Here is a 22141-nt window from a genome sequence, read left to right on the forward strand (position 1 = left end):
GCTTCGTCAGATCGAAAAGCTCGTGCCGCAGCCGCAGCTTGCAACGGCATTCGGATTCTTGATCTGAAACGACTGGCCGAGCAGGTTGTCGACGAAATCGATTTCCGAGCCGCCCATATAGATGAGGGAGAGGCTGTCGATCAGGACCTTGGCGCTTCCCTTTTCGAGAACCAGATCGTCCTCGTTTTCAGCGTCGACCAGATCGAATTTGTAGGAAAAGCCGGAACAGCCGCCACCTTCGACGGAGACGCGCATCGCGCTTTTGTTCTTCTCCGTCTGGAGGATCGCGGCGATGCGCTTGGCAGCCGCATCGGAAAGGGTGACTGTTTCCTGTGTCATAGGTGCCTCCTGCCGGGGTCAAGAACCGGAGAGATTCGTTCTCGCGCTTGGCATTGCCAGGAATCAAGCCGGAAAATCAGCCTGAAAACCCGCAGCCAAACCATTGATCTGTCTTCAGGACCCTCTCGACAGTTCGCCGCGGCTTTCCTGTAGCGTACACTATAGGTATGAAGGCTTGAATGTCCCGTCAATGGGACGGCCGGCACAGGTGAGAAATGACCTTCGACAGACAGGCCCTCGGTTTCGGTTACGGCCAGCATGCCGCCTTCGCGTCGGACCCGTGGGCTACGCGCGGCAGGCTCCACGCTGAGGCGGGCAGCCCGACACGCTCCGACTTCCAGCGCGACCGCGACCGCATCGTCCACACGACTGCGTTTCGCCGGTTGAAGCACAAGACGCAGGTATTCATCGCTGCGGATGGCGACCACTACCGCACCCGCCTTACCCATACGATCGAGGTCGCGCAGATTGCACGCGCGCTGGCACGCGCCCTGAAGCTGGACGAGGATCTCGCCGAGGGCGTCGCCCTTGTGCACGACTTCGGTCACACGCCCTTCGGACATACCGGCGAGGACGCTCTGCACGAGGTGCTCGAGCCCTATGGCGGTTTCGATCACAACGCGCAGTCGCTGCGCATCGTCACAAAGCTGGAGCGGCGCTACGCGGAATTCGACGGGCTGAACCTCACCTGGGAAAGCCTCGAAGGCCTCGTCAAGCACAATGGCCCGCTGATGACGGCGGCGGGCGAGGGCACGCGCGGTCCTGTCCCGCAACCGATCCTCGATTATTGCGCCATTCACGATCTCGAGCTCGCGAGCTTTGCAAGTCTAGAGGCTCAGGTCGCGGCGATTGCCGACGACATCGCCTATAATACCCATGACATAGACGATGGGTTGCGGGCGGGATATCTCACTTTCCCGATGCTGGAGGAAGTTCCGTTCCTCGCGCGGTTGATGCGCGAGGTCCATGATCGCTATCCCGGACTGGAAAGCAGCCGCTTCACCCACGAGATCATGCGGCGGCAGATCACGGCAATGGTGGAGGACGTCATTGGCGTGGCTCAGGCGCGGCTTCGTGAAATCCGGCCGCAAAGTGTGGGCGAAGTGCGGCAGGCGGGCAGGGTGATCGCCACCTTCTCGGAGGAGATGAGCGAAACCGACCGGCAGATCAAGCACCTTCTGATGACCCGAATCTACCGCCATCCTGAAGTGATGCGGGTGCGGCAGGGTGCAGCCTCGATCGTCACCGATCTCTACCGCGCCTTCATGGCCGATCCGCTTTTGATGAAGGAACACTACTGGATCGACCAGATAGTCGGGATGTCGGAACCGGCCCGGGCGCGCCACGTGGGAGACTATCTCGCCGGGATGACGGACACTTTCGCGATCAGTGCGCATCGGCGCTTGTTTGACCATACGCCTGATTTGCGCTAGTGACGCCCCGCCCGGAGGCTGCAGGTTCACAGGAACCCGGCCTCCTTTTGAGTTTTGCGCCATTCTCCAGTTTGGCTGGAAAAAGCGGACGGATCAGATGAACCTTTTCACAGACTTCGAATCAAGAATTAAGAATATTCTGGAAGCGCTTGATATCGTGCGTGAAAAGCGATCTGAAGTTGATTTCGGACGCATCAATATCGAGCCGCCCCGCGATGCAAGTCACGGCGATGTGGCGACGAATGCGGCGATGGTTCTCGCCAAATCGCTGGGGATGAATCCGCGTGCGCTTGCCGACCTCATCGTCGAGAAGCTGCGGCAGGATCCGGAAATCACAGAGGTTACCGTTGCCGGACCGGGCTTCATCAACGTCCGCCTGTCGGTTGCCTATTGGCAGAAGCTCCTGGCCTCCGTGGTGAGGGCCGGCACCGACTACGGCCGCAGCACGGTCGGCGCGGGACGCAAGGTGAATGTCGAATACGTCTCCGCCAACCCGACCGGGCCGATGCACGTTGGGCATTGCCGCGGCGCGGTCGTCGGCGATGCGCTGGCCAATCTTCTCGCCTTTGCCGGCTACGACGTGACCAAGGAATATTACATCAATGATGCGGGCTCGCAGATCGACGTTCTGGCGCGCTCGGCGTTCCTGCGCTATCGGCAGGCGCTCGGCGAGGACATCGGAGAGATCCCGCCGGGTCTCTATCCCGGTGATTATCTCGTGCCGGTGGGCGAGGCGCTGGCGGATGAATTCGGCACAAGCCTCCGGATCATGCCAGACGACAAGTGGATGCCGCTCGTCAAGGAGCGCGTGATCGACGCGATGATGGCGATGATCCGCGAGGATCTGGCTGCGCTGAACGTCCATCACGATGTCTTCTTCTCCGAACGGACGCTGCACGACAACAACGCAACGCGTATCCGTACGGCGATCAACGACCTGACTTTCAAGGGGCATGTCTACAAGGGCACGCTGCCGCCTCCGAAGGGGCAGTTGCCGGAGGACTGGGAAGACCGCGAGCAGACGCTGTTTCGTTCGACGGAAGTCGGCGACGACATCGACCGCCCGCTGATCAAGTCAGACGGCAGTTATACCTATTTCGCGGCCGACGTTGCTTACTTCAAGGACAAGTTCGACCGCGGCTTCAACGAGATGATCTATGTGCTTGGCGCCGACCACGGCGGCTATGTCAAGCGGCTGGAAGCACTGGCGCGCGCCGTGTCAGGTGGGACGGCGAAGCTGACGGTGCTGCTTTGCCAGCTCGTCAAGCTCTACCGCGGCGGCGAGCCGGTCAAGATGTCCAAGCGGTCCGGCGACTTCGTGACGCTGCGCGACGTCGTCGATGAGGTCGGCCGGGATCCCGTTCGCTTCATGATGATCTATCGGAAGAACACCGAGCCCCTCGACTTCGACTTTGCCAAGGTGACCGAACAGTCGAAGGATAACCCGGTCTTCTACGTACAATATGCGCATGCTCGTTGCAGCTCCGTGTTCCGGCAGGCGGCGGAAGCGTTCCCTGATCTTGATTTCTCGTCGCTTGATCTTGCCGCGGCAGTGACGGGAGCGATCGTTGATCCTGCCGAGATGCAGATTGTCGCGAAGCTCGCAGAATATCCCCGCGTCGTCGAGGCTGCGGCACTCTCGCAGGAACCTCACCGAATCGCTTTTTATCTGTATGATCTTGCCGCAGCCTTCCATGGACACTGGAACAAAGGTAAAGAAAATCCGGCATTACGTTTTGTTAACGATAAGAACAGAGAATTAAGCATTGCCAGACTCGGGCTGGTGCATGCTGTCGCCTCGGTACTGAAGTCGGGCCTGTCTATTACGGGCACCTCAGCGCCGGAAGAGATGCGGTAAGTATTGTCACCATTTCCCCACAATGCACTGGCAAACGAACGCAGGCAATTGTGAGTGGAGAGTATGGCAGACAAACAATTCGCACGAAGCGGGCCGGCAGAATTCGATGTATTGGCCGACGATGATCCGTTGAGCGAACTTGCCCGCATTGTCGGTTACGATGCTCGGCCAGCCGTTCAGCAATTGCAAGAACTGCAGCGGCATCAGGAAGCCGTCCGGCGGGATCCTGCCTTCGATCTCGAGGAAGAACTCCTTCGCGAGTTCGATAGCTACGATGCTCCGCGTGCCGTTGCGGTTCACCCGGACAGTGGGCTTGTCGAGCATCCGGTCGCCGGCGGCGCGACGGAGGAGTATGAATCCGACGCTTCTCCTGCCGTCGAGCCGGTTGCCGAGTCCGCCGTCGCCGCTGTCGAAGATCGCGTTTCTCCAATTCCCGAACCAGCCGAAGACGGGCATAGCGACATTGCTGCTCCGATTGCGGATGCGGTGGCGCCGGCCGATCTCGATGCCGCCAATGTCGCCGAGTTCGCCGAAAACGATCCGGCAGCCGATCTGGAGCGCGAGCTCGAACTCTCGCTCGGCTACGAGGATCTGTCGCTTCCGCAGGATTCGGGCGCTTCCGAAGCCAGCCACGCGGGCGGTGGCTCTCAGTTGCACTCGTTCGAAGCGCCGGCCTTTGACTCCATGCACGTGCCGCTTACGCTTCACGCGGCCGTCGCTCGGGCCGCCGAACCTCCAGCGAGCTCGGATGCGCTCTTTATCGACATGGCGGATGAGCTCGCCAGCCGCAGTGAGGAAACGGTCAAGCCAGTCGACAAAAAAGTCGTAGCACCGGCTGCGGCCTCCTCCGCTTCCCAGGGCGGGGTCGACCAACTGCTTGCTGACGTCGAGCGTTTTCCCGTGCCGGTCGCGACAGGTCTGGTCGCTGCGGCCATTGAGGCCCACCCGGCGATCCAGGCGGTCCCGGGGGCGCCGGTCAAGAAGAGCAGTTATCCTTTCAAGCCCACCTTCAGCCGGGCGACGCCGGTTGCGTCTCCCTCCGGCGCATCGCAGCAGCGCGCCTTCGCCGCGCCGATCGCCGAACCCGTCGTCGCAAAAATTCCTGCCGCGCCAGCCGTTTCGCCAGTGCCAACGCCGGAGCCCATTCAGGACGTGGCAGCGGTCGAGCCGGAACCGAGCTTCGACATCGAGGATTTCGAGCTGGAATTGTCGGATCTCGCCCTGGATATCGACCCGCCGAAGGCAGATGCACGGCAAGACCTTGAAGCTGCAGTCGAGGGGCCGGTCGTTGCGCATCCTGCATTGGTCGAGCCGGCCGCACAGCCCTTCCTGCAGGCGCTGTCCGTTCCGGCGGAAGCCGAAGTCCGCCGCGACCAGCCGCAGGCAACGACGGCGGATATAGAGGAAGAAATACCGGCCGAAAGTGCGCTGCCCTTCGATCCCACAATGATCGCCGAGCCGGAAAGCGGCGTGGCGCCGATCGCGGACGTCGACGTGCCGCAATTGCCGGTGCTGGAAGTCGAAGAAAAACCAGCGGCCTTTGCGACCGACTACGACCTCGATATCGACGCTGAAATGGCGCAACTTTTCAGTACGCCGGCGCCCCGGGGCGGTGCGCGCGTCGACGATCGCCGCGCCGATGCCGCAGCGGCGAAGCCAAATCCCCAAGCCTTGGTGGTCGATGATTTCGACGAATTTGAAAAGGCGATGGAAGAAGACTTCCAGCGTGCGATGGCCGAGCGACAGAACGCAGCCGAAGACACGGAAAGCCTGGCGGCGCCGAAGCTGGATCGCGCCGCGGAATACAGTGAGCAGGGTTATGGCCGTCGCCCCCAGCGCACGATGCTTTTGGCCGCCAGCGTAGCGGGCGTCATCATCCTCGGCGGTGCCGGGGTCTATGCGTGGATGGGAGGCAGCAGTGCCGCCCTGACTGGCGACGGCCCGAAGATCATCCTGGCTGACAAGAATCCGGTAAAGGTCGTCCCGGAAGAGAAGGGCGGCAAGACCGTACCGAACCAGGACAAGGCCGTCTACGATCGGGTTGCCGGAGCTCAGGGCGATGTACCGCGCCAGGAGGCGCTGGTCTCCTCGACCGAAGAGCCGATGGATGTTGTTCAGAGAACGTTGACGCCAGAGACTTTGCCTCTGGAAGGCAGCGATGAAGGTGAGGCAGTGACGGCCACTTCTCCGGCGGATGAGGAAGAAGTGGCACGCCTGCTGCCTGAGGAAGACGCGAGCGATGCCGCGGCGGCTGAGGAGGAAAAAGCTCCTGCCGTGGCGCCGCGCAAGGTCCGTACGATGATCGTCAAGCCCGACGGCACGCTGGTCGCCCGCGAAGAACCGGCGGCTCCGCCGACGAATGACGAGACGGCAAGCGTTGGCGAGCAGTCCATTCCGGCGACCGCTTCCGGTCAGGCTGCGGCCTCGGGGTCCAAGGGTGCTGCGACCGCGGCGGATGCCGGGTCAGAGCTGCGTGCCAGCGGGCAACCGGCGGCCGGTGTCGAAAAGGTTGCCCTGGCTGCGCCAAGCGACGCTCCCCTCGAGGAGGTCGCAGTTCGTAGCGTGAAGACAACGGCGGTCGGCGGCGAACCGGCGCCTGTGCCGCAGGCGCGTCCGACGGGCCAATCCGATGCCGGTGCCACGGCGAATGCGGCGAAACAGCCGGTGGCAAACAAACCCGCGACGGAAACGGCAAATGCAGCGCCGGCCGCGCCGCTTGCGACCGCCTCCGTGCCAGCCGGCAGCTACGTGATCCAGGTAGCCTCGCTGCCTTCTGAAGCCGAAGCGCAGAAGAGCTACAACAGCCTCTCCGTGAAGTTCGCCAGCGTCATCGGCGGCCGCGGCGTCGATATTCGCAAGGCTGAGATCGCCGGTAAGGGGACCTACTATCGCGTGCGTATTCCAGCCGGCTCGCGGGAGGAAGCAAATGCACTTTGCTCTCGCTACAAGAGCGCCGGCGGAAGCTGCCTGGTTACGAAGTAAGTCGGCGGAAAGATCAACGGAACGGGGCGCGGCAGAATTGTCGCGCTCTTTTCTTTATGGAGCGGCGCTTTGTCTGTGAATGGTCGAGGAAGTGCGGCTTTGTGACTTCGCGCCGAACGATGCGCGCACTATGATTTTCACATGAGCGAATCAAAAGCATTTATCTCCGGCTGCAAAGGCCTTTCCCTGACCGAGGAAGAGCGCAGGTTCTTTGACGGCGAGCGCCCCTGGGGCTTCATCCTTTTCGGCCGCAACATTGGCGAGGAAAATCAGATCTCCGATCTCGTCGCTGGGCTGCGCGATAGCATCGGCAATCCGAATGCACCGGTGCTTATCGACCAGGAAGGCGGCCGGGTCCAGCGCATCCGGCCGCCGCTCGTCCAGCAATATCCGAACGGTGCCGCGATCGGCGAGATCTATCGCCGGGACCGGGAGCAAGGTGTGCGCGCCGCGTGGCTCATGGGGCGCCTCCATGCCTTCGACCTGATGCGGTTCGGCATCACGGTCGATTGCCTGCCGGTTCTCGACGTGCCGGTGCCGGGGAGCCATGACGTCATCGGTAACCGGGCCTATGGGCATGATCCGCAGACGGTGACCGCGATTGGTCGTGCAATGAGCGAGGGACTGAAAGCGGGCGGCGTGCTGCCGGTGATGAAGCATATGCCAGGTCACGGCCGCACATTCGTGGATTCACACCACAACCTGCCCGTCGTGGAAGCCGGTATCCAGGAATTGCAGCGAAGCGACTTTCTTCCCTTCATCGCTATGAAGGACCAAGTCATGGCCATGTCGGCGCATATCGTTTTCACAGCGATTGATCCCGACAATCCAGCCACGACCTCGCCGAAGGTCGTCAGCGAAATCATTCGCGGCCATATCGGTTTCGATGGGCTCTTGATGTCGGATGATGTTTCGATGAATGCGCTTGCCGGGGATATGGCCGCTCGCGCCCGCGGCATTATTGGCGCCGGCCTTGATCTCGTCTTGCATTGTCATGGCATAATGGAAGAAATGAGGGCCGTCGCGGATGTGGTTCCGGTCCTGTCGGGCGATCGGCTGCGTCGGGCAAGGGCCGCGGAGGCCGCGTTCCAAAAACCGGACAATGCGGACCAAGATGCGTTGAGGGCGGAGTTCAACGCCATGTTTGCCCTGGCGTAGAGCATCCCGCTTAAAAGGGTAAGGCGGCGGAAAGGCAAGTTGGTGAGCAATACGGGCGAATGGCAGGGACAAGCTGGAGCAAGGGCACCGATGGAGCCTTTGTGGGAGGGCGAGGCTGCCGATCGCGGACTGCATGAGGAAGCCCTCGTCGTCGATCTTGCCGGATTCGAAGGCCCGCTCGATCTGCTCCTGCATCTTGCGCGCAGTCAGCGCGTCGATCTTTCCCGCATCTCCGTGCTAGCGCTGGCGGAACAATACATCGCCTTCATCGAGCGCGCCCGCTCGATCCGCATCGAGCTTGCTGCCGACTATCTCGTCATGGCCGCGTGGCTTGCCTTTCTCAAGTCTCGCCTGCTGCTCCCCCAACAGGCGAAGGATGAGGGGCCCTCCGGCGAGGAGATGGCTTCGGCGCTGGCGTTCCGGCTGAAGCGCCTTGAAGCCATGCGCGATGCCGCAACAAGGCTCGTCAACAGAAACCGGCTCGGCCGCGATGTCTTCGCGCGCGGGGCGCCGGAACACATCGTTGCCGAAAAGAAATCGGGTTACGACGCGTCCCTCTATGACCTGCTGACCGCCTATGCGAGCCTCAGGCAGCGTCAGGCGATAACGCAGGTGACGATCGAAAAGCGCCATGTCTGGTCGTTGGCCGATGCGCGGCTGATTCTGGCGCGGATGATCGGCAGTCTCGACGATTGGACTGCGCTCGATCATTTTCTCATCCGCTACATGACGAACCCGAAAGAACGCGCAACAGCGATTGCGAGTTCGTTCGCCGCGTCGCTCGAGATGGTTCGCGAAGGAAGGTTGGAGATCCGGCAGGAGGGTGCCTTCGCGCCGATCTATCTGCGGCGCGGTCCAAAACCGATCGATGCGGCAACGCTAGCGGAAATGGAGGCAGCGCGTGGCTGAAGCGCAGAAGTATTTGCCGGGGATGCCCGACGAAGAGGAGGCGCACGAGGCGGTTACCCTGGATCCGAGGCTCGAGCGGGACGCGGAACGGATCGCGGAGGCGCTGGTCTTCGCATCGGCTCAGCCCGTTTCTGAAACCTATATCGCGAGCCGGCTTCCCCGTGGCGCCGACGTCGGGCGGATCATGGCACGGCTGAAGGCACTTTATGCCTCGCGCGGCGTCAATCTTGTGCAGGTTGCCGATCACTGGGCGTTCCGCACGGCTGCCGATCTCTCCTTCGTCGTTCAGACGGACGAACAGGAAGTGAGGAAATTGTCGCGGGCGGCACTCGAGGTGCTGGCGATCATCTCCTATCATCAGCCGGTGACGCGCGCGGAAATTGAGGACATACGCGGCGTGCAGACATCGAAGGGGACGCTCGACGTGCTGATGGAGGCGGGCTGGGTGCGCTTTCGCGGGCGCAGGCGAACCCCTGGACGGCCGGTCACATTCGGAACGACGCGGGATTTCCTCGATCATTTCGGGCTGGAGGAAATTCGCGATCTCCCCGGTATCGAAGAATTGAAGGGCGCCGGCCTCCTGTCCGGGCGTATCCCCTCTAACCTGCACATACCAGTTCCCGCCGGAGAGGACGAACTCTCTGAGAACGAGGATCCTATTACGCAAATGGACCTTGAAGAACTCGGCCTCTTGACACCGAAGGCTGAAGAAGACGATTAAAATCCTGACTAGGAATATCGGCTTTAGACCCGGGTGCCGGCATTTTGCCGCCAAGCCTCCGGTTCAAGGAATGAATGAGCATGGTTTCAGACGCATACAACGGCGCCGTCATGGCAACGCGACGGTCCGGAGTGTCTTTCGCGGCGAGCCTGGCATTCGAGGATATCAGCCACCGCTATCATTCCAAGGAAACGATCAAGGGCGTCACGCTCACGGCCAAAGCCGGCGAGGTGCTGTGCCTGCTCGGCCCATCGGGATCGGGAAAGACGACATTGCTGCGCATCGCTGCAGGCATCGAGATGCAGACCGGCGGCCGTCTCCTCCTGAACGGACAGGAAATTTCCGGCCCTTCGGTCTTTCTTCCGCCCGAGAAGCGCGGCGTCGGGCTGATGTTCCAGGACTTCGCGCTTTTTCCTCATATGACGATCCGCGACAACGTCTGCTTTGGATTGACGGCGCTACCAAAGAAGGAAGCGTTGGTACAGGCGGATGCGGCACTGGAGCGCGTCGGCCTGCTGCATTACGCCGACCGTTACCCCCATGTGCTTTCGGGCGGCGAGCAGCAGCGCGTCGCACTTGCCCGCGCGCTTGCGCCGCGGCCCGCGGTCCTGCTGATGGACGAGCCCTTCTCGGGCCTCGACTCTCGCCTCAAGGATTCAATCCGCGCGGACACGCTCGCCATCCTGCGCGAGACGCGCGCCACCGCAATCGTCGTGACGCATGACGCCGAGGAGGCGATGCGCATGGCCGATCGCATCGCCTTGTTGAAGGACGGGCGCCTGGTTCAGGTCGGTACGGCCGATGAGCTTTATCGCAAGCCGCGCGATCTCTTTGCGGCCGGGTTCTTTTCCGAGATAAATGTCTTTGATGCGCGTGTGCGGGACGGCCGCGTCGAAACGCCCCTCGGGGACGTGCCCGCGGGACATTACAAAGAGGGACAGCCCTTGAGCGTCGCAGTCAGGCTCTCCGGCGTCCACCTCAAGGAGGAGGGCGGCGACATTCCTGCGCGCATCCTGTCGAGACGCTTTCTGGGCGTTGTCGAACTGTTGGAGCTTGCCGTCCCGCAATTCGAGCGTACAGTGCGGGCACGTATCCGCGCCGATCTATTGCCGCAAGGATTGCGTGACGTAACGCTTTCCGTTAGTGAGCGCGACATATTGCTGTTTGAAAAAGACGCCTCAACATCCTAGGGTCCATCAGGAATGAGGGCTTGCCGGCGGCACGCCTGAAAAATGACAACGTGATGGGCTCTGATTGAATCAGGCCCTAAGGGAGTAAGTGCATGGGTTCCTTTAGCATCTGGCATTGGCTGATCGTCCTGGTGGTGATCCTGCTGCTGTTCGGCCGCGGCAAGATTCCGGAACTGATGGGTGATGTCGCCAAGGGCATCAAGAGCTTCAAGAAGGGTATGAGCGAAGACGACGCCGATCCGACCGATAAGACGATCGACGGCAAGACCGTCGAGCACAAGTCTGACGAAGTCCGCTAACGAGCAAAAGCTGGCGAGACCGGGCGGACTGTACCACCCGGTCGATCGCGACACGGTTTTTTAGGGCACGTTGGATGTTTGATATCGGCTGGACCGAGCTTGTTGTTATCGCAATCGTCCTGATTGTCGTCGTTGGACCGAAGGATCTGCCGCCGATGCTGCGGGCTTTTGGGCGCATGACGTCCAAGATGCGCGGGATGGCGGCGGATTTCCGCCACCAATTCGACGAGGCCTTGCGCGAAGCCGATCTGGATGAAGTGCGCAAGACGATCAGCGATGCGCAAAGTCTCAATCCGACCGCGGCGCTGCGGGACGCGATGAATCCGCTGCGCCAGCTCGGAAACGAGATCAAGTCCGATCTGCAGAAGGCGACAACGCCAGACAAGCCGGCGCCACCGGAACCGGTGCAGCCTGCGGTCGAGGCGGTGAAGGCCGAAGCTCCCGTGGAAGCCGTGGCGGAGCCCGCAGAGATTCCTACTGCAACGGCAACCGAAAAGAAGATAGAAGCAAAAACGGCGAAGAGCGTCGGCAAGACGAAAGCCGCGCCTGCGCCGTCGAAGAAGCCAGCTGCCGCAACAACCAAGAAGGCGGCGACCAAGCCGCCGGCAAAGAAAACTTCGCCGACCGGCGAGGGGCGGGCTGAGGCCAAGGCCAAGACGCAGAAGGCGCGTGCGACTTCGCGCAAGAAAGGTGACGCATGAGCGGCGATATCGAGGACCGGCCGCAGCCACTGATCGAGCACCTCATCGAGTTGCGTACAAGGCTGATGTGGGCGATTGGCGCATTTTTTGTCGCCTTTCTTGTATGCTTCTATTTTGCCAAGCAACTGTTCAACTTCCTCGTCCTGCCGTTCAAGTGGGCGGTGAGCTGGGCCGGCCTCAGCCACCGCAACGTTGAGCTCATTTACACTGCGCCGCAGGAATTCTTCTTCACGCAGATCAAGGTTGCGATGTTCGGCGCTCTCGTGATCGCCTTTCCGGTGATTGCCTCGCAGATCTACAAATTTGTCGCGCCTGGCCTCTACAAGAACGAGCGCGCTGCATTCCTGCCTTTCCTGATCGCTTCGCCGGTTCTGTTTCTCATCGGCGGCGCGCTGGTCTATTTCTTCTTCACGCCGATGGTCATGTGGTTCTTCCTGGCCATGGAGCAGGGCGGCGGCGAGGGACAGGTTTCAATCCAGCTCCTGCCGAAGGTATCGGAATATCTCAGCTTGATCATGTCGTTGGTATTCGCCTTCGGTCTGGTCTTCCAGTTGCCCGTCATCACCACGCTGCTTGCGCGCGTCGGTTTCGTCACGGCCCAGGGGCTCGCCGAAAAGCGCAAATATGCGATCGTCATCGCCTTCGTCGTCGCTGCCGTTTTGACGCCGCCCGATCCCGTGTCCCAGATCGGTCTTGCGCTGCCAGCCATCCTTCTCTACGAAATTTCCATCTATACGGCGCGACTCGTCGAAAGACAGCGCGAGAGAGACGCTCTCGCAAGCGAGATCGCTTCTTCGCAGGAAAGTTCCTCCGAGACGGCCGGACCCGCGAAGGGCTGACTGTCTGACGTTTTCGCGCCGTGACCTACAGCACCGCGCATCCATTCGGACGCGCAAAGGTCGCTGTAGCACTTTGAATCGTTGCAAGAGTTCTCCTCAGATCGGATCCGGTTTGAGGAGAACTCGTGCTGTAAACAACGCGTGGGACGATTATGCTCGATATCAAATGGATCCGTGAGAATGCCGATGTGCTCGACGCCGCCCTGGCGAAGCGGGGCGCGGAGCCGTTGTCTGCGTCCTTGATCGCGCTCGATGAGCGTCGTCGCGCCATCCTTCAATCACTGCAGGACATGCAGTCGCGTCGCAATGCCGCCTCCAAGGAAATCGGCGCGGCGATGGCGCAAAAGAACAGCGAACTGGCCGAAAAGCTGAAGGCCGAAGTCGCTGATCTCAAGAACACCATGCCCGCGGCCGAGGAAGAAAGCCGCCGCATCGAGGCCGAGCTCGCGGATGCCTTGTCGCGCATTCCGAACGTCCCGCTCGACGATGTTCCTGTCGGTGCCGACGAGGCGGCCAATGTCGTGACCCGGATCGTCGGCGCAAAACCGACCTGGAACCACAAGCCGCTCGAGCATTTCGAAATCGGTGAGGCGTTGGGGCTCATGGATTTCGAAGGCGCCGCGCGGATCGCCGGCTCGCGCTTCACCATCGTGAAGGGGCCGCTTGCCCGCCTCGAACGGGCGCTCGGCCAATTCATGCTCGACCTGCACACGCAGGAACACGGATATGTCGAGGTGCAGCCGCCGCTGCTCGTCCGTGACGATGCGATGTACGGGACCGGGCAGCTGCCGAAGTTTGCAGAGGATCTCTTCCGCACGACGGATGAACGTTGGCTGATCCCGACGGCGGAAGTTCCGTTGACGAACATGGTTCGCGAGCAGATCCTCGAAGGAGAAAAGCTGCCGTTGCGTTTCACCGCCTTGACACCATGCTTCCGTTCGGAGGCCGGTTCTGCCGGACGCGATACCCGTGGCATGCTGCGTCAGCACCAGTTCAACAAGGTGGAGCTGGTCTCGATCACCGATGCGGAAAGCTCGATTGACGAACACGAGCGGATGACCGCCTGCGCCGAGGAGGTGTTGAAGCGCCTGGGACTGCACTATCGGGTGATGACGCTTTCGACCGGCGACATGGGCTTCGGCGCGCGCAAGACCTACGACCTTGAGGTCTGGTTGCCGGGCCAGGATACCTACCGCGAAATCTCGTCCTGCTCGGTCTGCGGGGATTTCCAGGCGCGCCGCATGAACGCGCGCTACCGCACGAAGGAGGAGAAGGGAACGAAGTTCGTTCACACGTTGAACGGCTCCGGCGTTGCGGTTGGCCGCGCGCTGATAGCTGTTATCGAAAATTACCTGAACGACGATGGCTCCGTAACAGTGCCGGACGTTCTTGTTCCCTACATGGGCGGCCAGCGGCGCATCGAAAAAGCCGCCTGAACGCGAGGAAGCGGATGAAAACTGGAATGCGCATCCTGCTGACGAACGACGACGGCATTCACGCCGAGGGGATTTCCGTGCTGGAGCGGATCGCACGGACGATATCCGACGATGTGTGGGTCGTCGCTCCCGAGGTGGATCAGAGTGGTCTCGCCCATTCGCTGACGCTCTCCGAGCCTCTGCGCCTGCGCCAGGTTTCGGAACGGCATTTTGCCCTTCGGGGGACGCCGACGGATTGCGTGATCATGGCAGTGCGGCAAATTCTCGACCGCAAGCCGGACCTCGTCCTTTCGGGCGTGAACGTCGGAGCGAACCTTGCCGACGACGTCACCTATTCCGGAACCGTGGCTGGCGCGATCGAAGGCACACTGCAGGGGATCCGTTCGATCGCGCTCAGCCAAGCCTATCAGCATACGATTGACAGGGCCGTACCATGGGACGTGGTCGAAAGCCATGCGCCGGCGCTCATCCGTACGCTGATGGATATTGAGCTGCCCGATGGAACATTGATCAATCTGAATTTCCCCAATTGTCCGGCCGACGCGGTGGCCGGAACGGACGTCACATCACAGGGGAAGCTCGAATTCGGATTGAGCATCGACGAGCGCGTCGACGGCCGGGGATTTCCCTATTTCTGGCTGCGCTTCGGTGAGCGCGCCGGCGATTTCCGAGACGGAACCGACATTCACGCTTTGCGCGAGAACAAGATCTCGGTAACTCCGCTTAAACTGGATATGACTGACTATACCGTCCAGGATCGCATCGCACGCGCATTGCGGGAAGGGACTGTCGCTTGAACGGACGCGTTTCGCAGCAGGAAGGCTTCGCGGCGATGATGCTGCGACTGCGCGGCGAAGGAATGGCGAATCATGACCTGCTGAAGGCGGTCGAACAGACGCCGCGCAGCCAGTTTGCCCCGCCGCAATACCAGGCCGAGGCCTATTCCCAGCGATTGATACCGCTCGATTGCGGGTCGTTCATGGAAGGCTACGATTTCGCCGTCCGGCTGCTGCACTGCCTCAACATCAAGCCGGGGCAGCGCATTCTTGAGGTCGGTACCGGCAGCGGCTTCACCGCGGGCGTCATGGGTCGTCTCGCCGAACGCGTCTTGACGATCGATCGATATCAGACGCTGGTGAGTTCGGCGCAAAAGAACCTAGAAAAGTCTGGCATTCGCAACGTCGTCGTGAGGCAGGCCGACGGCAGTGCAGGAGTGCCGGGCGAGGGCACGTTCGACCGCATCCTCATCACCGCGGCATTCAACAGCCTGCCCCGCATGTTTTCCGACCATCTGGTCTCCGGCGGAACCTTGCTGGTCCCAATCATGATGAGCGAAACGCTCTGCCGGATCGTTCGCGTCAATCGCACCGGCAGCCGGTTCGATCGCGAGGATCTATTCGACGCGCCTTACCTCCCGATCGTACCGCAACTCGCATCATTCCTCTGACGCGCATGGCCGCCCCGATCTACGCGCCCTTTGCGCGTCTGATCAGACGCGCGGCGCTGTAGGTCGCTCGCCCCTTTCCCGTATGAAAGGTTAATGGCTTCTTAACCAAATCCAGCCTCGCGCAAGCTTGCCGCCATAGGCCAGAACGGCACGACGGCGCGCGATAGGCGCGTGTTCTGCTTTTCTCGTTAGATCGTGCATATGGCGGAGACGGCGGATGCAGATTGCGAACAGGTTGACTGCGGCAACGGCCGGCGACGGCTTGGGCAATCTCGCCGGGCGTTCGGCGGGCGAGGTTGCGACCGGGAACAAGGATGAGAACGGCGCGCAAGCCTCTCAAACGGGCTTCTTCGATCCAACGCCACGTATCTCTCTTTCGGTTGATGCTCTCCTCTACCTCAGTCGAACGAAAAAATCGCCGGAACGATTGCCGCCTCTGACAAGGGATGAGTGGAACAACAATCCTTCGCCCCAGCTGGCATCGCGCGAATACCAGGCTTTTGGCAGGTTTGCCGAGACCGGTGACTACAAGGCTTATTATGGAGCCTTCATCGATTATTACGATAGTCTGCGTCCGGAGGACCAGAACAGCTTGCGCTACTTCGGGACACGTGAGGCGGCTGTTGCCGGTTTGCGATCACTTGAATACGACGCCGAAAGCGGTCTGGATGTAGACGCCAATTTCCAAGCCCTGGTCAGCGTTTTTCTCGATGAGGATAAGGCAGTTCATGCGGAAAGCCCGCCTTCGGCTCTGCGGGCGGATGGCCGGGGTTTTGACTGGAACAAATCCAACATCAGCTATGAAGATCAGCCGCCTGAGCCCAGATCCGTGTCGGAGATCGAAAGGCTCTATTCCGAGCTCTTCTGAGCGGTGTTGCAAGCGTCCTTCCCTACTGCACGATCCTTAAATCGGAATCGACTTAAGGACAAAACCATGCAGCAATTCAAAGTGCTACAGCGACCTTTGCGCGTCCGATTGGGCGCGCGGCGCTGTAGAGGCAACGAAAGGCGCGCCGGCTATGGTTAGCATTTCGTCAAATTAGGTGCCGCCCTTAACCGAGCGGTAACTCTAATGCGCTTTAATCATTCCACAGCGAGTTGCGTTCGGAGTGGGTAAGCGTCATGCGTAAATTTGTATCTCCCAGTGCAGGGAAGTCCACGATCCGCCTGTGTGCGGCGATCTTGCTGGCAGGCGCTGCTACCGGTTGCAGCTCGGATGTCAGCCGCTTCAACGGGCTTTTTTCAAGATCTGACGACATAACGACCAGTTCCATCCCGCAAAATACGATGCCGGTGCCGCAGGGCGATGTCGCCGGCGGACAGCTTGCGGCGGCTCCGTCGGGCGGAGGGGATGCGTCCTATGGACAGCCGTACCCGGTCGCCGGCCAGAGCGCCGTTTATAACCCGGCGCCCGTCTCCAGCGCGCGTGTCGCCTCTACTCCGATGAGCGTGCAGCGCACAGTGCTGGCAGATCCATCCACGGCGGCGCCGCAGCCGCAGACGCTTCCGGCGCAACGGCAGGCGCAACCCGTTGCTGTCGCCAAGGCTGAGACTCTGTCTGCAGCGCCCAGGGAGACGGCGAGCAAGGGCGGTTGGGGCACGCAGAACGCGCCCGCGGTTCTGGTTCGCCAAGGCGATACAGTCGCCTCCCTTGCCAAGCGCTTCGGAGTTCCGGAGAAGGAAATACTGAGGGTGAACGGGCTGAAGTCGGCTGGCCAGGTAGAACCCGGTCAGCGTCTTGTCATCCCGACGTTCGGAGTTGCGAGCAGTGCCGCGAAAGCGGCTGCCTCCAACTCAATCGCCGACATCGATGGCGGCCAGCAGCGGCCGTTGCCACTGCCGGCGGACAAGCGCGAAGCGGCGATCCTTCCCGGCCAATCGCAGTCGCGTGAAAAGAACGAAAGCCGCAGCGATGTTGCCGCAGGCAAGCTTGCCTCCAAGGGAGAAGGTAGTGGCGGCGACGGCCTCTACACCGTCAAGCCGGGTGACTCGCTGAACCGCATTGCCAAGGCGAATGGCGTATCGGTCAGCGCTTTGAAGCAGGCAAACGGTCTGAACGCCGAGGCGATCCGCGTCGGCCAAAAGCTGAAGATGCCGGGTGCCGCGACTCCCGCGACCGATGCGATGGCAACGGCGTCAGTGCCGACCAAGAAGGCGGAGACCAAGGTTGCTTCGCTCGATCAGAGCAAACCTGCCGAATATAAGCCACCGGTCGCCAGGGAGAGCGTTTCGGAAGTCGCGACCAAGACGACGGACACTGATGAGGACCTGCCGAAGTCCACCGGTATCAGCAAGTATCGTTGGCCGGTGCGCGGCGCGGTCGTTGCCGGGTACGGCGCGAATGTCGACGGCAACCGCAACGACGGCATCAACATCTCCGCACCGGAAGGCACTCCGATCAAGGCGGCCGAAAACGGTGTGGTCATTTACTCCGGCAGCAGCCTGAAGGAACTGGGCAACGCCGTTCTGGTGCGCCACGACGACGGCACGGTCACGGTCTACGGCAATGCCTCGGAACTCAAGGTCCAGCGCGGACAGAAGGTGCAGCGCGGACAGACGCTTGCCGCCTCCGGCATGACCGGCAAGGCGACCCAGCCGCAGGTGCATTTCGAGGTGCGCAAAAACGCTACCCCGGTGAACCCCACAACCTATCTCGAATAGAGAATTTCAGGAATTGATCCGGACCGGCAAAACTATGCCGGGTCGCCGAGTTGTCGACGCAGCCGGCCGGCCAGATCCTGAATGAACTGCCAGGCGACGCGGCCGGATCTCGATCCGCGCGTCGTTGCCCATTCCAGCGCATCAGCGTGGAGCGTCTCTCGGTCGACCTTCAAGTCGTAGTAACGGGCGTATCCGTCGATCATCGCGAGGTAATCGTCCTGGCTGCACTTGTAAAAGCCCAGCCAAAGACCGAAACGGTCAGACAACGAAACCTTCTCCTCTACCGCCTCCGACGGGTTTATCGCGGTCGATTGCTCGTTTTCCATCATGTTGCGCGGCAGCAGGTGCCGGCGGTTGGAGGTGGCGTAGAGCAAGACGTTGGCGGGGCGGCCTTCCACACCGCCGTCGAGAACCGCTTTCAGCGACTTATAGGACGTGTCGTCGTGGTCGAAGGAAAGGTCGTCGCAGAAGACGATGACCGGCATCGGTGCCGCTTTCAGGATCTCCATCAGAGCTGGCAGGGTCGCGATGTCTTCGCGGTGCACTTCGACAAGTTTCAATGACGTGCCGGTTTCGTGCGCGACCCGCGCGTGGACCGCCTTGACCAGCGAAGACTTGCCCATGCCGCGCGCACCCCAAAGAAGCACGTTGTTTGCTGGATAGCCCTCAGCGAAACGAAGCGTGTTGTCGAAAAGGATGTCGCGAACGTGATCGACGCCGGTGATCAGTGCGAGGTCGATGCGGTTCGGCTTTGCGACCGGCTGCAGATGGCGATTGCTCGGGGCCCAGACGAAGCATTCCGCCTGGCTCCAGTCGTTCACGGCCGGCGCCGGGCCCGCGATCCGCTCGATAGCCGCCGAAAGCTTCTGCATCTCATTGATCAGTGTGTCGATCTTGTTTTCCTGCATCGGCCTGCCTCCGGTATTCGCCCTGCGCTTGCGGTCGCGCTGAGTGCGTCTTTAATTCTTTGAATTGCCGTAGGGTTTGCCTCCGGAAATCGTCCGTGGAGGAAGCCGCGCGGCAGCTTTTTTCCGGTAGCACGGCGGTTTGCGCTGGAAAAGGCCAAGCGCGCGTGTTCAGGGGGTTCTCCTCCCGCGGAATTTGTGTCAGAGGCAGGGGAAACGGATAGGGGCAGGCGATTTGCGTCGTGGCATCGCACCCCTATATTCCGGCCGATTTCGCGCGGGGAGGATCCGCGCAATTTGAACTTAAGGAGCGATCGATGTTCATTACCGAAGCTTTTGCGCAGACCGGTGCCCCAAGCGCGGGCGGCGCAGACATTTTGATGTCTATTCTGCCCTTCCTCCTGATCTTCGTTGTTATGTATTTCCTGATCATCCGCCCGCAGCGTGCGCAGATGAAGCGTCGCGAAGAGTTGCTGAAAAACATTCGTCGCGGGGATCAGGTCGTCACCGGCGGCGGCATTGTTGGCAAAGTTACCAAGGTCGTCGATGATGCGGAACTCGAAGTCGAGATCGCCGACGGCATCAAGGTTCGCGTCGTCCGCAGCGGGGTTTCCGAGGTCCGCGTGAAGGGCGAACCGGTCAAGGAATAATCCGGGCACGAACCGCAACCGGCAGAGCCGGCGCATGGAGCATTTAGAGCATGCCCAAGTTGTCGCCGCTGAAAATCGCGATTATTTGGCTCGTCGTTCTGGCCGGCTTTGTTTTTGCCCTACCGAACCTTTTTTCAAAGGAAGAGCTTGCGGAATGGCCCGATTGGGTGCCGCAACGGCAAGTGCCGCTCGGGCTTGATCTCCAGGGCGGTTCCGATTTCACACTGAGAGTGGTCCGCGATGACATCATCGCCGAACGGCTCGAAACCACGATCGACGCGATCGGCAAGGCGCTGAGGAATGCCGACATCGCCTACGCCGGCCTGTCGGGCAGCGGGCAGGCGATCCAGTTCCGCCTTCGCGATGCGACGAAAATGGCGGCTGCGCGCGATGCATTGCGCCAACTGACCGCTCCCGTCGATAGCGCCGGCCTCGTTCGCAATCAGATACAGGAACTGGTTCCGGAAGGGGCGGAGCAGGGCGATGTCGTTCGCCTGCGGCTCACCAACGAGGGGATAGACCTCAGGATGGCCTCGGCTATGACCGAAGCCATCGACGTCGTGCGCCGGCGCATTGCTGAAGTCAGTATCGCGGATCCGTTGATAAGGCGCCGCGGCAATGATCGTCTTGTCGTTCAGGTGCCTGGGTTGGACGATCCGCAACGGTTGAAGGATTTTCTGAGTCAGCGCGCCGAGCTCACCTTCCGGTGGCTCGACCCATCGATGCCGGTGCAACAGGCGGTTGATACGAGGCCGCCAGCGGCAAGTGAGATCCTCTATTCGCTTGATGATCCACCGATTCCCTATCTGGTCGAAAGGCGGGCCTTCGTTGCGGCCGAGGATTTCGCCGACGCGCAGCCTGATTACGATCCGCCAACCGGTGAGCCCGTTGTCAGCTTTAAGCTCAACGCCGACGCGCTGGCGCGCATCACGCCGCTTGTGGAGGCCGATTCAAAAAGGCAGTTCGCGATCGTGCTTGATGGGCAGGTGGTGTCGACGCCACGGCTTGCCGAGGCGGTTACCGGCGGCACCGGCCGGATCGCCGGAAATCTGTCCGAGGACGGTGCCAAGAACCTCGCGGCCTTGCTGCGCGCGGGACCGCTACCGGCGAACCTGACCGTGGTCGAGGAGCGTACCGTCGGCCCTGGTGTCGGAACCGACGCGATCGCAAGCGCGCTCAAGGCCGGCACGATCGCCGCGCTCGCCGTCGCAGCGTGCATGATCGCATTCTATGGCTTCTTTGGCGCAATTGCGGTGGTCGCCGTCATCGTGAATGTAGTGCTGATCGTTGCGGTGCTCTCTCTTGTCGGCGCGACTTTGACCTTGCCGGGGATCGCGGGGATCATTCTCACCATCGGCGTGGCAGTCGATTCGAACGTTCTCATCTACGAGCGCCTTCGTGAGGAGGCGCGCGGCCCCGGACCCTTGCGAAAAGCGCTCGACACCGGCTTTTCGCGCGTCTTCAGCAGCATCGTCGACGCCAACCTGACGATGGCGATAGCCGGCGCCATTCTGTTCTATTTCGGCTCCGGCGCCTTCCGCGGTTTTGCCGTAACGCTCGCGATCGGAAGCGTGACGACGATCCTGACAGCCCACAGCCTGACACGCCGCTTGGTCCGCGGATGGTATCGCCGCCGCCGGCCCACGCGATTGCCCCGGGGCATTCGCACAGGCTTCTTCAGCGAGGCGGACATCCGGTTCATGGCGATCCGCAATCCGGTTTTTATTCTGATGGCAGCGCTCTCGCTTGCTTCGCTGATCTTGATGGTCAGCCTGGGCCCCAACTTTGGGGCAGATTTCAAGGGCGGATCGATAATCGAGCTTCGCGCGAAGTCCGGTGTGGCCGACAGCGCGGACATCCGCGCTCGTCTTGACGAGCTGAACCTCGGGGAAGTCCGGGTTCAAGAACTCGGCACGGAACGAGATGTCCTCGTCCGCGTTCCTTCACAGGAGGCCGGCGACAATGCTGAGCAAACCGCGATCGGATTGGTGCGGGCTGAACTGGAGGATCAGTACACATTCCGTCGGGTGGAGGTTGTCGGACCGGCCGCTTCCGACGAACTGACACGCGCCAGCAGCCTGGGTATTGGCGCGGCCGTCCTGGCCATTCTGCTCTATGTCTGGATCCGGTTCGAATGGCGATTTGCGCTCGCTGCAATGATAGCAATCTTTCATGACGTCTTGCTGACCGTCGGCTTCCTTGTCGTAACGCGTATCGAGTTCAACCTTGCGAGCATTGCCGCCTTGCTGACCATCGTCTGTTATTCGTTGAACGATACCGTCGTGATTTACGATCGCATTCGTGAGAATTATGTGCGCTATCAAAAGATGTCGCTTTCGGTACTGATCGATGCGTCGATCAACCAGACACTTTCGCGCACTGTTCTGACGGCTCTAACGACGATATTGGCGCTTGCGGCGCTCTACCTGTTCGGCGACGGTTTGCTTCGCTCCTTCAGCATGACGTTGCTTTTCGGCGTGGTTGTCGGGACGCTCTCGTCGATCTATATCGCGGGCCCGGTTCTCATCCTATTCAACCGCCGGGGCGGCCGCGGGCAGGATCCCGCTCGCGGCGGCGAAGAGCCGGCGGACACAGCAGCAGGGACGGCCTGAC

At 61.2% G+C, this 22141-nt stretch carries 19 protein-coding genes; 17 read left to right on the top strand and 2 right to left on the bottom strand.

Annotated elements, in window-relative coordinates; all coding sequences use genetic code 11:
- Positions 1-6: 6 nt before the first annotated feature.
- A complete protein-coding gene (erpA, locus tag GHK62_RS28955; protein WP_153442387.1) occupies positions 7-339 on the bottom strand; it encodes an iron-sulfur cluster insertion protein ErpA in 333 nt (110 codons plus the stop codon).
- A gap of 215 nt (positions 340-554) precedes the next feature.
- Here erpA and GHK62_RS28960 point away from each other — a divergent pair, with 215 nt between their 5' ends.
- From GHK62_RS28960 to GHK62_RS29030, 15 genes are all read left to right on the top strand, one after another.
- Positions 555-1772: a deoxyguanosinetriphosphate triphosphohydrolase gene (locus GHK62_RS28960; protein WP_153442388.1), complete on the top strand. Its 1218-nt coding sequence runs from the start codon at positions 555-557 to the stop codon at positions 1770-1772.
- Positions 1773-1869: 97 nt separating this feature from the next.
- Positions 1870-3630 (top strand): arginine--tRNA ligase, encoded by a 1761-nt coding sequence (argS, locus tag GHK62_RS28965; protein WP_153442389.1) that lies wholly within the window; start codon positions 1870-1872, stop codon positions 3628-3630.
- 63 nt (positions 3631-3693) lie between these two features.
- Positions 3694-6612, top strand: a complete 2919-nt coding sequence (locus GHK62_RS28970; protein WP_153442390.1) for an SPOR domain-containing protein — start codon at positions 3694-3696, stop codon at positions 6610-6612.
- A 141-nt stretch (positions 6613-6753) separates the two neighbouring features.
- A complete protein-coding gene (gene nagZ, locus GHK62_RS28975) occupies positions 6754-7770 on the top strand; it encodes a beta-N-acetylhexosaminidase (protein ID WP_153442391.1) in 1017 nt (338 codons plus the stop codon).
- 90 nt (positions 7771-7860) lie between these two features.
- Positions 7861-8679, top strand: a complete 819-nt coding sequence (locus tag GHK62_RS28980; RefSeq protein ID WP_153442421.1) for a segregation and condensation protein A — start codon at positions 7861-7863, stop codon at positions 8677-8679.
- Positions 8672-9400 (top strand): SMC-Scp complex subunit ScpB, encoded by a 729-nt coding sequence (gene scpB, locus GHK62_RS28985; RefSeq protein WP_184108821.1) that lies wholly within the window; start codon positions 8672-8674, stop codon positions 9398-9400. Before GHK62_RS28980 ends, scpB begins: the two co-directional genes overlap by 8 nt.
- Before the next feature lie 80 nt (positions 9401-9480).
- Entirely contained in the window at positions 9481-10590 is a 1110-nt protein-coding gene (locus GHK62_RS28990; RefSeq protein WP_153442392.1) for an ABC transporter ATP-binding protein, read from the top strand.
- Positions 10591-10682: 92 nt separating this feature from the next.
- Positions 10683-10889, top strand: coding sequence for a twin-arginine translocase TatA/TatE family subunit (locus GHK62_RS28995; RefSeq protein WP_153442393.1), 207 nt, complete (start codon positions 10683-10685; stop codon positions 10887-10889).
- Positions 10890-10963: 74 nt separating this feature from the next.
- Positions 10964-11590, top strand: coding sequence for a Sec-independent protein translocase protein TatB (tatB, locus tag GHK62_RS29000; protein WP_153442394.1), 627 nt, complete (start codon positions 10964-10966; stop codon positions 11588-11590).
- Positions 11587-12429, top strand: coding sequence for a twin-arginine translocase subunit TatC (gene tatC, locus GHK62_RS29005; protein ID WP_153442395.1), 843 nt, complete (start codon positions 11587-11589; stop codon positions 12427-12429). The genes tatB and tatC overlap by 4 nt, the downstream gene beginning before the upstream one ends.
- A gap of 152 nt (positions 12430-12581) precedes the next feature.
- Positions 12582-13865 (top strand): serine--tRNA ligase, encoded by a 1284-nt coding sequence (serS, locus tag GHK62_RS29010; RefSeq protein ID WP_153442396.1) that lies wholly within the window; start codon positions 12582-12584, stop codon positions 13863-13865.
- Positions 13866-13891: 26 nt separating this feature from the next.
- Positions 13892-14662 carry a 5'/3'-nucleotidase SurE gene (gene surE, locus GHK62_RS29015; RefSeq protein ID WP_153442422.1) on the top strand — a complete coding sequence of 257 codons (771 nt, stop codon included), beginning with the start codon at positions 13892-13894 and terminating at the stop codon, positions 14660-14662.
- Complete coding sequence (locus tag GHK62_RS29020; protein WP_153442397.1) at positions 14659-15312, top strand: protein-L-isoaspartate(D-aspartate) O-methyltransferase; 654 nt, start codon at positions 14659-14661, stop codon at positions 15310-15312. The genes surE and GHK62_RS29020 overlap by 4 nt, the downstream gene beginning before the upstream one ends.
- 217 nt (positions 15313-15529) lie before the next feature.
- Positions 15530-16180, top strand: a complete 651-nt coding sequence (locus tag GHK62_RS29025; RefSeq protein ID WP_153442398.1) for a biotin biosynthesis protein BioC — start codon at positions 15530-15532, stop codon at positions 16178-16180.
- Between the two features lie 254 nt (positions 16181-16434).
- A complete protein-coding gene (locus GHK62_RS29030) occupies positions 16435-17973 on the top strand; it encodes a LysM peptidoglycan-binding domain-containing M23 family metallopeptidase (RefSeq protein WP_153442399.1) in 1539 nt (512 codons plus the stop codon).
- A gap of 32 nt (positions 17974-18005) precedes the next feature.
- Here the strand turns inward: GHK62_RS29030 and GHK62_RS29035 are convergent, their stop codons facing one another.
- Positions 18006-18881, bottom strand: a complete 876-nt coding sequence (locus GHK62_RS29035) for an ATP-binding protein (RefSeq protein WP_153442400.1) — start codon at positions 18879-18881, stop codon at positions 18006-18008.
- A 314-nt stretch (positions 18882-19195) separates the two neighbouring features.
- On the opposite strand from GHK62_RS29035, the gene yajC reads away from it, so the two are divergent.
- Together yajC and secDF are read left to right on the top strand one after the other, a co-directional pair.
- The gene (gene yajC, locus GHK62_RS29040; protein WP_153442401.1) at positions 19196-19528 is read left to right on the top strand and encodes a preprotein translocase subunit YajC; all 333 of its coding nucleotides are present in this window, start codon (positions 19196-19198) and stop codon (positions 19526-19528) included.
- Positions 19529-19578: 50 nt separating this feature from the next.
- Positions 19579-22140, top strand: a complete 2562-nt coding sequence (secDF, locus tag GHK62_RS29045) for a protein translocase subunit SecDF (protein ID WP_153442402.1) — start codon at positions 19579-19581, stop codon at positions 22138-22140.
- Position 22141 lies beyond the last annotated feature (1 nt).

Source organism: Sinorhizobium terangae (assembly GCF_009601505.1).
GTDB classification, from domain to species: domain Bacteria; phylum Pseudomonadota; class Alphaproteobacteria; order Rhizobiales; family Rhizobiaceae; genus Sinorhizobium; species Sinorhizobium terangae.